16 protein-coding genes and 1 pseudogene are annotated in these 12067 nt (G+C 62.7%); 7 read left to right on the forward strand and 10 right to left on the reverse strand.

All coding sequences use genetic code 11. From position 1 onward, the window contains the following. Both NKF25_RS19405 and NKF25_RS19410 read right to left on the reverse strand, forming a co-directional pair. Entirely contained in the window at positions 1–378 is a 378-nt protein-coding gene (locus tag NKF25_RS19405) for an Hsp20/alpha crystallin family protein (protein WP_066143527.1), read from the reverse strand. Further along, a complete protein-coding gene (locus NKF25_RS19410) occupies positions 375–533 on the reverse strand; it encodes a hypothetical protein (protein ID WP_253228285.1) in 159 nt (52 codons plus the stop codon). The genes NKF25_RS19405 and NKF25_RS19410 overlap by 4 nt, the downstream gene beginning before the upstream one ends. A 443-nt stretch (positions 534–976) precedes the next feature. On the opposite strand from NKF25_RS19410, the gene NKF25_RS19415 reads away from it, so the two are divergent. After that, positions 977–2704 (forward strand): radical SAM protein, encoded by a 1728-nt coding sequence (locus NKF25_RS19415; RefSeq protein WP_253228286.1) that lies wholly within the window; start codon positions 977–979, stop codon positions 2702–2704. A 274-nt stretch (positions 2705–2978) separates the two neighbouring features. Here NKF25_RS19415 and NKF25_RS19420 read toward each other — a convergent pair whose 3' ends face one another. The 5 genes from NKF25_RS19420 to NKF25_RS19440 all read right to left on the reverse strand — a co-directional run bounded on the left by NKF25_RS19420 (position 2979) and on the right by NKF25_RS19440 (position 5505). Beyond that, complete coding sequence (locus NKF25_RS19420) at positions 2979–3410, reverse strand: TRAM domain-containing protein (RefSeq protein ID WP_066143533.1); 432 nt, start codon at positions 3408–3410, stop codon at positions 2979–2981. Positions 3411–3456: 46 nt separating this feature from the next. Then, on the reverse strand, positions 3457–3702 hold the full coding sequence (locus NKF25_RS19425) for a hypothetical protein (protein ID WP_253228287.1): 246 nt from the start codon (positions 3700–3702) through the stop codon (positions 3457–3459). Then, the gene (locus NKF25_RS19430) at positions 3699–4340 is read right to left on the reverse strand and encodes a YkgJ family cysteine cluster protein (protein WP_253228288.1); all 642 of its coding nucleotides are present in this window, start codon (positions 4338–4340) and stop codon (positions 3699–3701) included. Before NKF25_RS19430 ends, NKF25_RS19425 begins: the two co-directional genes overlap by 4 nt. Positions 4341–4389: 49 nt before the next feature. Beyond that, positions 4390–5139 carry an MBL fold metallo-hydrolase gene (locus NKF25_RS19435; protein WP_253228289.1) on the reverse strand — a complete coding sequence of 250 codons (750 nt, stop codon included), beginning with the start codon at positions 5137–5139 and terminating at the stop codon, positions 4390–4392. 105 nt (positions 5140–5244) lie between these two features. Next, complete coding sequence (locus NKF25_RS19440; protein ID WP_150123095.1) at positions 5245–5505, reverse strand: helix-turn-helix domain-containing protein; 261 nt, start codon at positions 5503–5505, stop codon at positions 5245–5247. Positions 5506–5642: 137 nt separating this feature from the next. Here NKF25_RS19440 and NKF25_RS19445 point away from each other — a divergent pair, with 137 nt between their 5' ends. Next, positions 5643–6041, forward strand: coding sequence for a PPOX class F420-dependent oxidoreductase (locus NKF25_RS19445; RefSeq protein ID WP_253228290.1), 399 nt, complete (start codon positions 5643–5645; stop codon positions 6039–6041). A gap of 18 nt (positions 6042–6059) precedes the next feature. On the opposite strand, the gene NKF25_RS19450 is transcribed toward NKF25_RS19445, so the two are convergent. After that, positions 6060–6218, reverse strand: coding sequence for a hypothetical protein (locus NKF25_RS19450; protein WP_253228291.1), 159 nt, complete (start codon positions 6216–6218; stop codon positions 6060–6062). 166 nt (positions 6219–6384) lie between these two features. Between NKF25_RS19450 and NKF25_RS19455 the strand changes: the two genes are divergently transcribed. Together NKF25_RS19455 and NKF25_RS19460 are read left to right on the forward strand one after the other, a co-directional pair. Beyond that, complete coding sequence (locus NKF25_RS19455; RefSeq protein ID WP_253228292.1) at positions 6385–7092, forward strand: methyltransferase domain-containing protein; 708 nt, start codon at positions 6385–6387, stop codon at positions 7090–7092. An 83-nt stretch (positions 7093–7175) separates the two neighbouring features. Next, the gene (locus NKF25_RS19460; RefSeq protein WP_253228293.1) at positions 7176–8099 is read left to right on the forward strand and encodes a glycosyltransferase; all 924 of its coding nucleotides are present in this window, start codon (positions 7176–7178) and stop codon (positions 8097–8099) included. 58 nt (positions 8100–8157) lie between these two features. On the opposite strand, the gene NKF25_RS19465 is transcribed toward NKF25_RS19460, so the two are convergent. Further along, entirely contained in the window at positions 8158–8979 is an 822-nt protein-coding gene (locus NKF25_RS19465; protein ID WP_253228294.1) for an amidohydrolase family protein, read from the reverse strand. A 147-nt stretch (positions 8980–9126) separates the two neighbouring features. Between NKF25_RS19465 and thsA the strand changes: the two genes are divergently transcribed. From thsA to NKF25_RS19480, 3 genes are all read left to right on the forward strand, one after another. Further along, on the forward strand, positions 9127–10689 hold the full coding sequence (gene thsA, locus NKF25_RS19470) for a thermosome subunit alpha (RefSeq protein ID WP_253228303.1): 1563 nt from the start codon (positions 9127–9129) through the stop codon (positions 10687–10689). Positions 10690–10838: 149 nt separating this feature from the next. Beyond that, positions 10839–11102 carry a hypothetical protein gene (locus NKF25_RS19475; protein ID WP_253228295.1) on the forward strand — a complete coding sequence of 88 codons (264 nt, stop codon included), beginning with the start codon at positions 10839–10841 and terminating at the stop codon, positions 11100–11102. Positions 11103–11142: 40 nt separating this feature from the next. After that, positions 11143–11412, forward strand: coding sequence for a hypothetical protein (locus tag NKF25_RS19480; RefSeq protein WP_253228296.1), 270 nt, complete (start codon positions 11143–11145; stop codon positions 11410–11412). Between the two features lie 79 nt (positions 11413–11491). On the opposite strand, the pseudogene NKF25_RS19485 reads toward NKF25_RS19480, so the two are convergent. Beyond that, positions 11492–12067 (reverse strand): annotated as a pseudogene (locus tag NKF25_RS19485) (transcription initiation factor IIB 2); the annotation flags it as partial.

A 12067-nucleotide genomic window follows, 5' to 3' on the forward strand; every position in this document is an offset into this window, starting at 1 on the left:
TTATTCGGACTTCGGAACGGTCACGCGGAGCGTCCCCGAGTCGGTCAGCGTCGCCGTCGCTTCGTTCGCATCGACCTTCGCATCGGACGGGAGTTCGACCTCCCCGTCGAGCGACATTCCGCGACCGGGGAACACCATGTCGAACCCCTCGTGGAAGTCGCGGAAGCGGTCGATCCGAACGAGGACGGAGTCCTCGACGAATCGGACTTGCACGTCGCTACCGGTCGCACCCGCCGCATCGAACACGACGAGGTAGGCGTCCTCGCTTTCGAGCAGGTCGGCCGGGATGGGACGTGATTCCTGTACCTTGCTCGCGGCACGGCCGACCTTGGATGCGACGGCCGTTACGGTCGAGCGCCCGAGGTCGCGGAGCGTCATAGCTCGATGGCTTCGAGGCAATCGGTTTCGCCGCAGTACGGGCACTGGAAGTCGTCCACACCCACATCGTCCGGCATATCGTAGGTGTAGTGCAGTTCGAACATGTCCATCTCGCAGTCGTCGTCCGTACACTTGACCTCAAGCGTCGCAGGCATACGCATGGATACGTACCGAACGAAAATAAACGCGTGGACTTCGGCTAGGATTGGTGGTTCGGGGAGTACGAGTTGTGGTTGGTTTTGATTGTGTGATTGGAGTTACTGAGAGGCAGTCCTCGAAAGCCCCACCCCGTCCAGCCGAGTGGCGCACGCTGACGAGACGGCGAAGATAGTGGTCATCCTCGCCGTCTCGTCAGAATCGTGCGAGGGATGAGTGAGCGAGTGTAACGAGCGAAGGAATCGGGTGGTGCGGAGAGGCCAGAATATCCTGCACAGCGACCGCGAGCGGGCGGGGGCTTTCTGGGCCTTTTTTGTCACTCTTGAGTTCGCATCAGAGTTGGAGCCATTTCCTAGCGAACGACTTCCACACTTGCGTGTTCCCCGTCGTCGTCGCGTTCGACGTAGTCACCGTTTTATCCGCCCAGTCACAAAGGCGGGTAATGACTGACCCCGCGACTCTCGACGTGACGCTCGTGGACGGCTACGTCGACGAACCGGCTCACTTCGGCGTGCCGCCGTACATCTCGACGTACCCGCGCTACACTGCCGGAGCGCTGGTGGACGCGGGGGTTCCCGAGGAACGGATCACCTACCACACCATCGACGAACTGCGGGACGATACTTCGAAGTGGGCCGACGTGGCCGACGCCGACCTGTTCGTCTACATCGGCGGGATGACGGTGCCCGGCAAGTACGTCGGCGGGACGCCCGCCGAACCGGACGAGGTGCGGAAGATGGCGTGGACGGCCGACGGCACGAGCCTGATGGGCGGCCCCGTCAAGTTCGGCGTCGGAGACGAAAACGCGGGCGGAACCCAAACCGAGCGCGACGACCTCGACTTCGACTTCGTGGCGAAGGGCGACGTGGAAGCCGCCGCCGCGGACCTCGTGGAAAGCGGTCTGGAGGGTTTCAACAACCGGATGCGCGACAACGAGGAGATAGACCGCTGGGCGGCGGCGGGCGCGTTCGTCGTCGAACAGCATCCGAACCATCCGGAGTACCTCATCTGCGAGATGGAGACCTCGCGGGGCTGTCCCTACAGATGCTCGTTCTGCACGGAACCGCTGTACGGCAACCCGGCGTTCCGCGAACCCGAGTCCGTGATCGCGGAGGTTGACGGCCTCTCGAACCGCGGCGTCCGCCACTTCCGACTGGGCCGACAGGCCGACATCCTCGCCTACGGCGGCAACGGCGAGAAACCGAACCCGGACGCGCTCCGGGAGTTGTACGGCGGGATTCGGGAAGCCGTCCCCGACCTCGGCACGCTCCACCTCGACAACATGAACCCCATCACCATCGTGGAGTGGCCCGAACTGTCCCGCGAGGGCATTCGGGTCATCGCCGAGCACAACACGCCGGGCGACACCGCCGCGTTCGGATTGGAATCGGCCGACCCCGTGGTGCAGGAGCAGAACAACCTGAACGTCTCCGCCGAGGAGTGTTTCCAGGCGGTGGAAATCGTCAACGAGGAGGCGGGATGGCGACCCGGCGAGAGTTCGGAAGCGGCCCCGACGCACGGTCCCGACGCGACGAACCGCCTTCCGAAGCTCCTGCCGGGAATCAACCTGCTCCACGGGTTGAAAGGCGAGCGGAAGGAGACGTTCGACCACAACCGCGAGTTCCTCCAGCGGGTGTACGACGAGGGGCTGATGCTCCGCCGGGTGAACATCCGGCAGGTGATGGCGTTCTCGGGGACCGAGATGAACTCCGTGGGGACACAAATCGCGGACGATCACAAGCGACTGTTCAAGCAGTACAAGAGCGAGGTCAGGGAGGAGATAGACAATCCGATGCTCCAGCGAGTCACCCCGCCGGGAACAGTCCTGCCCAACGTCCACCTCGAATACCATCAGGACGGTCGGACCTTCGGGCGACAACTCGGCACCTACCCGCTCCTCGTCGGGATTCCGGGGGAACGCGAACTCGGACGGACGATGGATGTCGCCGTCGTGGACCACGGCTATCGCTCCGTCACGGGCGTTCCGTATCCGCTCGACGTGAACAGCGCGTCGATGGACGAACTCACCGCGATTCCCGGCCTCGGAAAACAGCGCGCCGGAAACGTCATCGTCAACCGCCCGTACGAGACGCCGGACGACCTCGCCGAGACGGTGGACGTGGACTTGAGCAAGTTCGCCGGGGGACCGGTCTCCAGAAACGCGGACTGAAAAAGGATTTTTCAGCGACGACGATTTTTCGGCGAGCGAGAGGGCGGAAACAGGACCGCCAGAAGGAACATCGAACTAACCCCCGCTCACTGGCAACGCTGCCGGAAAATCGAAGATTTTCCGGGCCGACGACTGAACGAGAGCATGGAAGACGCTTCGCGTCTTCCAAAGCGAAGTGAAGAAGGAGTGCTTTTGGTCGAGCTTTTACAGGGAGACGGTTCGTCGCGGGTCGATTCGACCCGCGACGAACTCTCGACCGTCGTAAAAGGTCGTTTTAGAACTCTTCCTCGATGATTTCGCCGACAGCGAAGTTCGATTTCACTTCCGTGATTTCGACCTTCACGCGTTCGCCGATCTCCGCACCGGGAACGATAATGACGTAACCGCGTTCGACGCGGGCAATGCCATCTCCCTGTTTGCCGATGTCTTCGACCTCGACGTAGCGGATTTCACCGGCTTCGACGGGTGGCTGTGGTTCCGACGAGACGGAACTGCCCGTACTCGGTTGCGTCGAAGTCGCGGTCGTTTCTTGTTCTTCGTCCGATTCCTCTTCCGTTTCTCGCGAGATTAGCGCGACACGGTAGGTTTCTCCCGGTTCGACCGAACCCGTATCGATTTCACGGCGTGGTATCGAGACAACGTATTCGTCGCCGTTGAGAGTAACATCACCGCTGAACAGACACAGGAGTTTATCAGAGATTTCCAAGGCTCGTAGACCTCCACGTGAAACCAAGTAGTCAACCATTAAAGAATTATCGAACGCCACCGTTTGCTGCCGTTAGAAGCCGAAATCCACACGATTGGCGCGGGTTTGGGCCTACTTTCGTGAAAACGTCCGAACCAGTAGCTTGCATCATCTCCCTTCCGAAAAACCGGAGGTCCTTCGATAGAAGCGCCAGGGACAGGTAATCGTCCGGTTCGTTGATTTCGGCGGCCGTGTCACCGACCTCTCGCTCGTGGGCGGCGCTCGCGCCGTCCACTCGCCGTGAGAAGATCACTTGCCGTACGTCGTCCCGTCGGGGTTTTTCGCGCCTTCGGAGTCGTGGACAACGATCTCTCCGGGGGCGGGGTCCGCGGGTTCGTAGTTGTCGCGCACACCGATTGCCTCTTCGAGTTCGCGGATGGCACGGGTTTTGAGCGCCGCCGCGAGTTCCTCCGCGTGTTCCCTGTCGATGTCCCGGCCGAGACCTTCGCATTCGTGGGCGCGAACCATTCCCGATTCGTCCACGGGGTCGCCCATCGGTTGGCTCGTTCCGCCGAGCGCCACGCTGAAGGGGTACGTTTGACAGATGAGCGGGCGGTCGGGATGCACCGAACACGCGCCGATACCGTCCTCGTAGAATTGGCAGTCGCCGCAGTCATCGGTTTGAAGCGCCCATTCGAACGTCTCGCCGTCGCCGTCCGCCGTCAGCCCGAACGGCATGGGCCGGGCCACGTCCCGGAAGTCGTACTCCGTCGCCGCCTGTAGCTCGCGCACTTCGTCGGGGAAGACGGTGGCGGTGTGGGGGTCGTCCGCTTCGCTCGTACAGCAGGCACCACAGCGCGTACACTCGAATCCGATGTCCTCGATTGCATCGGCGAGGTCGGCCGTGTCGAGCGAGTTCGCTCGTTCCAATTCGGCTTCGAGAGTTTCCACGGGGAACGGTTCGTTTGTGGAATGAAAATCGTTGTGGGTGTCGGCCGACTCAGTTCGGCACCGCGCGTTCGCCATCCCACGCCACTTTCCCCTCGACCGCCAGCTTTTCCAGATGGGCGGCCACGGTTCGCTCCGCGAACTCCCGGACGCCGGAGATGTCCTTGTCGTAGGCCGCGTCCGTGACCTCCGAGAGCGTTCGGGCACCGCCACGGACCGCGTCGAGAACGCGTCCTTCACGGTGCAGTCGGTGGTCGATGAGTCGCCAAATCGTCGCTCGTGGTTCCTCGATGACCGGCCCGTGGCCCGGATACAGCGCCGCCGGATTCTTTGCGTACAGTCTCCGGAGCGACGTGAGGTAGGCACGAAGGTCTCCTTCCCCGGCCGCGACGACGACGCTTCCCTCCGCGACGGCGAGATCGCCCGAAATGATCCCCTCGTCGGTGGCGAACGCGACGTGGTCCGGGGCGTGACCCGGCGTTTCGATGACGGTCAGCGGGCCGACTTTCGATCCTTCCCGAAACGTCCGGTCGGGGTCGGTTCCAGTCGCGTCAGCGAACCGTTCTTCGTGTCCGTACCGTGCCCATACCGTCGCGTCACAAACTTCGGCGTAGTGGGCGACCCCACCGACGTGGTCGGGGTGGGTGTGGGTGAGAACGATATCGGTGATATTCGTCCCGTTCACGGCCCGGTCGAGTTCCTCGGTTCGCCCTGCCGGGTCGATGAGGACGCCACCGACGACGTATGCGTTCGTCGCCCCATGAGGTGCCAGCGTCTCGGTCGGCACGGGAATCGGGTTCATGCGAGGGAGGTAGGACGCGACCGGGAAAGGCTTCCCGTTCGTGGGCGTCGCTCGTCAGGAAGAAGAGGGCCGAATATCGGCGAGAAAACCCAGGGAAGCGTAGTTTTAGTTGTTGAGGAGGTAGACCTGCTTTCGCGCGTCGCGGAAACTGTGGCGCGAGACGATGAGATCCTGCTCTTCGAGACGGGTCAGGGCGTAGCGGACGGTTCGGTCCGGAAGCAGCGATTCCTCCGCGAGTTCGCCCTGCGTCAGCGGTTCTTCGGTTTCCAGTACCTTGGCGACGAGTTTGGCGCTGGGGGGTAGTTCACGGAGTCGTTCACGAAATTCACCTGCTGGTTCTGGTACAGTCGTGCTCATATATAGCATGCGACCGGGGCAAGATGGTAAACGTTGGCTATAGGTGTGTACATACAATATCGACACCTTAAACGTCATTATATCACATTTAAATGCCATGATAGGTTGGGGGGAAACTACACCGTTCTTCACGGCGTGAGATAGGTATGGAATCGATACCCGAGGAGTTTCGAGACCTGTTCGAGAGGAAAGCGTTCGCCAACTTCGCCACCGTCATGCCGGACGGAACGCCGCAGGTGACGCCCGTTTGGGTGGGATACGACGGCGATTACCTCCTCGTGAACACCGCGGAAGGCCGACAGAAGGAACGAAACGTCAGGCGGAATCCGAAGGTCGGACTCTCCATCCTCGATCCGGACGACCCGTACCGATTCGTTTCGGTTCGCGGCGAAGTCGAGGCGGTCACGGAGGACGGCGCGGTCGAACACGCCAACGAACTCACCAAGCGGTACATGGGCCAAGACGAGTATCCGAACCTCGGTCAGGAGGAGGGTGCCCGCGTCATCATCCGGATTCGTCCCGATCGAGTCGTAACCGGCGGATGATCGGCCCACCCACTCTACCTACCGCTGGCGGTCGGTCTTCGGCGGTCCGCTGTGACGGTTGTACTGGCCGAGGACACAGCCACAGTCCGGACAGTGGACGATGATCATGGTTTCGTATTCGTGGCGCACGAGGTCCGCCGCGGTGAAGTCGCCACCACAGTGATTACAGGTCGTCATCGGAAACCCCGAAGGAGGTACGCGACCGACGTCTAAAATCGTTCCTCTACGGGTGTTGTCAGGTCGTCCGCCACGGGAAACGGATCCCGTGAGTGTGAACCCCGCCCCGCTATCCACATCCAGTACCGTTTTATCCCTCGGGTGAGGTTGTTCGGACGAAGAAAGTGTGAAGGGACAGGAGTGGTATCAGGCTACGGAGGTGGCCGAGGAATACGAAGAGAAGCGATTCTCCCGTGGCGGCCGACTCATCGACCGCCGCGAGAAGCAAGCAGTTCTCGACGCTATCGGCCCGGTCGAGGGGAAGCGCGTCCTCGAAATAGCCTGCGGTACCGGCCGGTTTACCGTCATGCTCGCCGAACGGGGCGCGGACATCGTCGGACTCGACATCTCGGCGGCGATGCTCCAACAGGGGCGTCACAAAGCGCGGAACACGGGGGTCGCCGATCATCTGGAGTTCATGCGCGGCGACGCCGCCCGGCTCCCGTTCCCGGACGACCACTTCGACACCGTGTTTGCCATGCGGTTTTTCCATCTCGCGAACACGCCAGCCTCGTTCCTGAGCGAGATGTGCCGTGTCTCGAAGGATCAGGTCTTTTTCGACACGTTCGCCGGACCGAGCACCCGAAGTCTCTACAACTGGCTGTTGCCGATGGGTTCGCGGTTGTACTCGCTGGACGACGTGCAGAAACTCCTCGGGGAGACCGGCCTCTCGTTGGTCGACTCCGAGCACGATTGGATCCTGCCCTACGGTTTCTACCGTAAGATTCCCGACGCCATCGCGACGCGCATTCGGGACATGGACACCACAATCGGGGAAACGGCTATCGGGGACCACCTCGCGTCCGTTTCCTACTGGAACACGAGCGTCGAGTAGTCGGAAACTGGTCCGTTTTTCCCGCGAGAGTTGACAACGACGTGCCGAATTGCTTTTACGTACTCGGTATCTGAAAAGCGGATATGGACTTGTCCGTGGTCGTTCCGACGCTCAACGGTCGTGAACCGCTGAGCGACGCCCTCGACGCGGTCGCCCGATACGTCCCCGACGCCGAGGTCGTCGTGGTAAACGGTCCCTCCACGGACGGAACCACGGGAATGGTGTGCGAGCGCGACGACGTGAGCGCGCTCGTCGAGATTTCCGACCGAAACCTGAACGTCGCGCGCAACGCGGGCCTCGCCGAAGCCACCGGCGAAGTTATCGCGTTCCTCGGCCAGGAGGTCGCCGTCGAGGAGTCGTGGTACGACGGCATCCGGAACGCCCTCGCGGACGGCGCGGACGTGGTCACGGGTCCCGTCCATCGGATGGTTCGGGCGGGGATGACGACCGAGACGATCGAAACGCGAACGATAGCGGGCCGGGACGTGACCTACTTTTCGAGCGTTAACGTCGCGTTTACCCGTGACGGCATCGAGGCCGTGGATGGCTTCGACGAAACGCTCGAAACCGGCGGCGCGCGCGACTGTGCCCATCGCCTCGCGGGACTGGAACGCTCCATCACGTGGGCTCCGGAAGTGGCCGTGCGCCGCGAGGATTCCGACGAGAAGGGTGTCGAACGCGATTGGGCGACGAAATACCGCTCGCTCTCCTACCGCATGGTCAAAAACTACGGGCCACGACTGACCGTGTTCAGACGGACCATCCACGACGCCGTCCGCGACGCGCGAACGGCCGGAGGGAACGTCGCCTCCGGCGATACCCGTCCGTCCCTCTGGGCCAGTTGCGGCAAGGAAGTCGCCAAGGGAATCGCCAAGGGTTCCAAAGACGGCCTCGTCGCACGCTTCCGGGACCGAGACGATACGCGAAACCCGAACGGACTGTCCGACCGCGCCGACCGCGCCGTCGAACGCTACGATTGGCGCGAGGTTGAACCCGAGATGGAATAGCAGTTCGACGACGAGAAAGAACGAACGTCGGGACCTATTTTACCCCGTCGCCGAACGATCATTCGTCCGGCGCGAGCGCCTCGACGACGCGACAGGGATTGTTGGTGAACACTTTTCGCATGGCATCTTCGGGCACGTCGAGGGTGAGTATCTCCATGACGGCGACGTTCGGATGGGCGTGGGGGGCACCGCTGCCGAAGAGGACGCGGTCGGGGTGCTCCATGACGGCACGTTCCATCTGCTCGCGGTAGCGGACGAAACTCGTGTCCAGATAACAGTCGTCGTGCGAGTCGAGCAGGTCGATGGCGTCCTCCATCAGATCACGGTTCAGCGGAAAGCCGCCGAAGTGCGAGAGAACCACGGGGAACGAGCGGTCGAGGAGTGTCGTTGCGGCGGTTTCCGGGGAGAATCCGTCGCCCGCGGTGACGAGGACTGGAAGGTTCACGTCTTCGAGTCGGTCGAGAACCTCGTCGTCCGGAAGGCCGTCGTGGGTCGGGTCGAGTTTGAACCCGTGGAACCGGTCGTCGTAGGCGTACTGCTCGACGTCTTCGGGGGAGGTGTGCCAGTCCTTCCGGTGCGTGCGGAAGTTTCGGAAGCGCGCCGTGGCGCTCCCGTCGGGGTCGCGGGGACCGTTGATCCTGGCGAACGCAAAAAACGGGCGTTCAACGCTTCGCCGAGCGACGGCGTTGTTCGCTCGGAGATAGCTCGAACCCTCCTGGACGGGACCGGGGAAGACGATGGCGTTCACGACACCCGCCTGGTGGAACTCGCGCTCCAACTTGTCGGGCGAGATGGCCCGACCGCGCGCCGTAACCGACTCCTCGACGGGGAGTCGGGCGTGAACGTCCACCACACGAAACCGGTGCTCCAGTTCTAGCATCTGAAAATTCCTCGATGGCAATCGGGTTTGTATCTATCGGTCGATGCGTGTAACCTGCTCTCGTTCGGCAAACCGAGTAAAAAGATTTATATAGAACATCAATCATTCGTTATACGTATGTCAGAATCAGGATTCGGACAGCGACGCATGGGCGGACGACCGATGTTCATCCTCAGCGAGGGCACGGAACGGACACAAGGTCGGGACGCTCAATCCTCCAACATCACGGCCGGGAAAGCGGTCAGCGAGGCCGTACGCACCACGCTCGGCCCGCGCGGAATGGACAAAATGCTCGTCTCCGACGACGGCGACGTCGTCATCACGAACGACGGGGTCACGATTCTCGACTCGATGGACATCGAGCACCCCGCCGCACAGATGATCGTCGAAGTCTCCCAGACACAGGAGGACGAAGTCGGCGACGGGACGACCACGGCGGCGGTCCTCGCCGGGGAACTCCTCGCGAAGGCCGAGAACCTCCTCGAACAGGACGTCCACGCCACGACCATCGTGGAGGGCTACGCCCGCGCTCGTGACATCGCCATCGAGGCCGTCGAGGACCTCTCGCTCGACGTCGACATCGACGACGACCTCCTGAAGCAGGTCGCCGAATCCAGCATGACCGGCAAGGGCACCGGTGACATCACGACCCAGCGACTCGCCGATGTCGTCGTGAACGCGGTCCGCGGCGTCGAAACCGACGACGGACTCGACCGCGACGAGATCCGCGTTCTGACGCAGGTCGGCGGCAGTTCCAGCGGGACGGAACTCGTCGAGGGAATCGTCGCCGACGCCGAACCCGCACACAAGAACATGCCGCGCTCGGTCGAGGACGCGACCATCCTCGCCACCGACGGCACCTTCGGCGTTCGCGAGACGGAACTCGACGCCGAGTACTCCGTCGACAACGTCGAGCAGCTCACCGCCGCGATGGACGCCGAGGACAACCAGCTCCGCGACCTCGCCGATTCCATCGCCGACGCCGGAGTCGACGTCGTCTTCTCGCACTCCTCCATCGACGACCGCACGGCCTCGTACCTCGCCGAGCACGGCATCCTCGCCTTCGAGGACGTCGACGACGACATGACGAGCGCCATCGCCCAGTCCACGGGCGGCAAGCGCACGGGTAAACCGGACGACATCGACGACGACGACCTCGGCCACGCCGACTCCATCCGCGTCGAGAAGTACGGCGACGAGGACCTCGTCTTCGTCGAAGGTGCCGACGAGGCACAGTCCGTCACCGTCTTCGTCCGCGGCGGAACGGAACACGTCGTCGACGAAGTCGAGCGCGCCATCGAGGACGCCCTCGACGTCGTCGCCAACGCCGTCGAAACCGAGAGCGTCGTCCCCGGTGCCGGTGCGACCGAGATCAACATCGCGGGCCGCGTCCGCGACGACGCCGCGGGGATCGAAGGCCGCCAGCAGCTCGCCGTCGAGGCGTTCGCCGACGCCATCGAAATGCTCCCGCGAACCCTCGCGGAGAACACCGGCATGGATCCCATCGACGCCCTCGTCGACCTCCGTGCGGCGAACGACGCCGAGGAAGGCCGCGCAGGCATCATCTCCTCCGGCGAGACCGGCGAAATCGCCGACCCCGTCGAGAAGGGCGTCATCGACCCCGCCGCCGTCAAGAGCGAAGCCGTCGAGAGCGCCACCGAATCCGCGACGATGATCGTCCGCATCGACGACGTCATCGCCGCCGAGTAAGCGATCATCGAATAAGCGACAGCTGACCCCTCGACTTTTCGTCTCCGTGAACGGATGAGAGTGCCCACAACCGCGCTTCGAACGGTTGTGGAAGCGCTTGACCGTTCGAAGTAGCAAGCCCTAACCCGACTGGGTGTCAATCTCCGTCGATGAGCGAGCGTACCCTTTCGAGCCGTCGCATCTTTCTCGTCACTGCCGTAACGATCGTTCTCGTCTCGGGTGGTATCGGACTCACGGTCGGCGCGACCGGTCAAAACCGACACAAGATACTGCGGTTGTTCGGCGTCTCGCTGTTCGAGATGAGTCCCACCTCGATGGCGCTGTTCGGCATGGCACTCACGGCGACGGTTCTCATCGTACTGTTCGCGCTGGTCTCGTACGTCTCGCAGTACGACACCGACCGCGTAACGTGAGAGGAAAAAGATTATTCCAGTCGGCCGACTTGCACCCGATATGGCAACCGAAACACGTTCGCGCTCGTCCTCAGACGGGGCGACCGGCGAACTGCTGGCCGTTGCGGCAACGATTCTGCTGGCGAGCGCTCCAGCCCTCTTCGCGCTCTACGTCATCTTCGACACGTTTTCACCGACGGGTCAGACGGCGTCGCTCTTCGACTACGCCACGACGACGATGAGCGGTGCTATCATCTTCGCCGTCCTCTGGTTCGGACTCGTCCTCTTCGCCTACTGGCCGTCGCTGGCCGAAGCGTGGAACGACCGATAATAACGTAGTCGGTAGCTGCGAATAACGTAGTCGGTAGCCGCGGTCGGCGGTCAGCCAAAAGTCGTCCTTTTTCGCCCGTTCAGGGTGCGATCGTTCCTTCCTCGGCGTCGAGTAGTTCGTGGTAGCGGTTTCGGATGGTGACTTCGCTGATGTTCGCGACGTCGCTGACCTCGCTCTGTGTCACCTTCTCGTTCGTCAAGAGTGCGGCGGCGTACACGGCGGCGGCCGCGAGGCCGACGGGTGATTTCCCGCTGTGGAGACCCTTCTTCGTCGCCGTGTCGAGCAACGAGCGGGCACGTCGTTCGGTCTCGTCCGAGAGATCGAGTTCGGACGCGAACCGTGGGACGTAGCTCTTCGGGTCGGCGGGTTCGATTTCGAGGCCGAGTTCGCGGGCGATATAGCGATACGTTCGGGCGATTTCGTCCTTCTCGACGCGTGAGACGGCCGTCAACTCGTCCAAACTGCGCGGGGTACGCGCCTGTCGAGCGGCGGCGTACAACGCGCCGGTCGCGACGCCTTCGATGGAACGGCCCGGCAGGAGGTCTTCGTCCAGCGCACGGCGGTAGATGACGCTCGCGGTCTCCCGAACGGTGTCCGGGAGGCCGAGCGAACTCGCCATCCGGTCGATTTCGCCGAGCGCTTGCTTGAGGTTGCG

Source organism: Haladaptatus sp. AB643, assembly GCF_024136975.1.
In the GTDB taxonomy this organism is placed as follows: Archaea; Halobacteriota; Halobacteria; order Halobacteriales; family Haladaptataceae; genus Haladaptatus.

Coding starts and splice junctions, on each gene's coding strand:
- NKF25_RS19405 (WP_066143527.1), bottom strand. CDS start 378: ATGACGCTCCGCGACCTCGGGCGCTCGACCGTAACGGCCGTCGCATCC.
- NKF25_RS19410 (WP_253228285.1), bottom strand. CDS start 533: ATGCCTGCGACGCTTGAGGTCAAGTGTACGGACGACGACTGCGAGATG.
- NKF25_RS19415 (WP_253228286.1), top strand. CDS start 977: ATGACTGACCCCGCGACTCTCGACGTGACGCTCGTGGACGGCTACGTC.
- NKF25_RS19435 (WP_253228289.1), bottom strand. CDS start 5,139: ATGAACCCGATTCCCGTGCCGACCGAGACGCTGGCACCTCATGGGGCG.
- NKF25_RS19440 (WP_150123095.1), bottom strand. CDS start 5,505: ATGCTATATATGAGCACGACTGTACCAGAACCAGCAGGTGAATTTCGT.
- NKF25_RS19445 (WP_253228290.1), top strand. CDS start 5,643: ATGGAATCGATACCCGAGGAGTTTCGAGACCTGTTCGAGAGGAAAGCG.
- NKF25_RS19450 (WP_253228291.1), bottom strand. CDS start 6,218: ATGACGACCTGTAATCACTGTGGTGGCGACTTCACCGCGGCGGACCTC.
- NKF25_RS19460 (WP_253228293.1), top strand. CDS start 7,176: ATGGACTTGTCCGTGGTCGTTCCGACGCTCAACGGTCGTGAACCGCTG.
- NKF25_RS19465 (WP_253228294.1), bottom strand. CDS start 8,979: ATGCTAGAACTGGAGCACCGGTTTCGTGTGGTGGACGTTCACGCCCGA.
- thsA (WP_253228303.1), top strand. CDS start 9,127: ATGGGCGGACGACCGATGTTCATCCTCAGCGAGGGCACGGAACGGACA.
- NKF25_RS19475 (WP_253228295.1), top strand. CDS start 10,839: ATGAGCGAGCGTACCCTTTCGAGCCGTCGCATCTTTCTCGTCACTGCC.
- NKF25_RS19480 (WP_253228296.1), top strand. CDS start 11,143: ATGGCAACCGAAACACGTTCGCGCTCGTCCTCAGACGGGGCGACCGGC.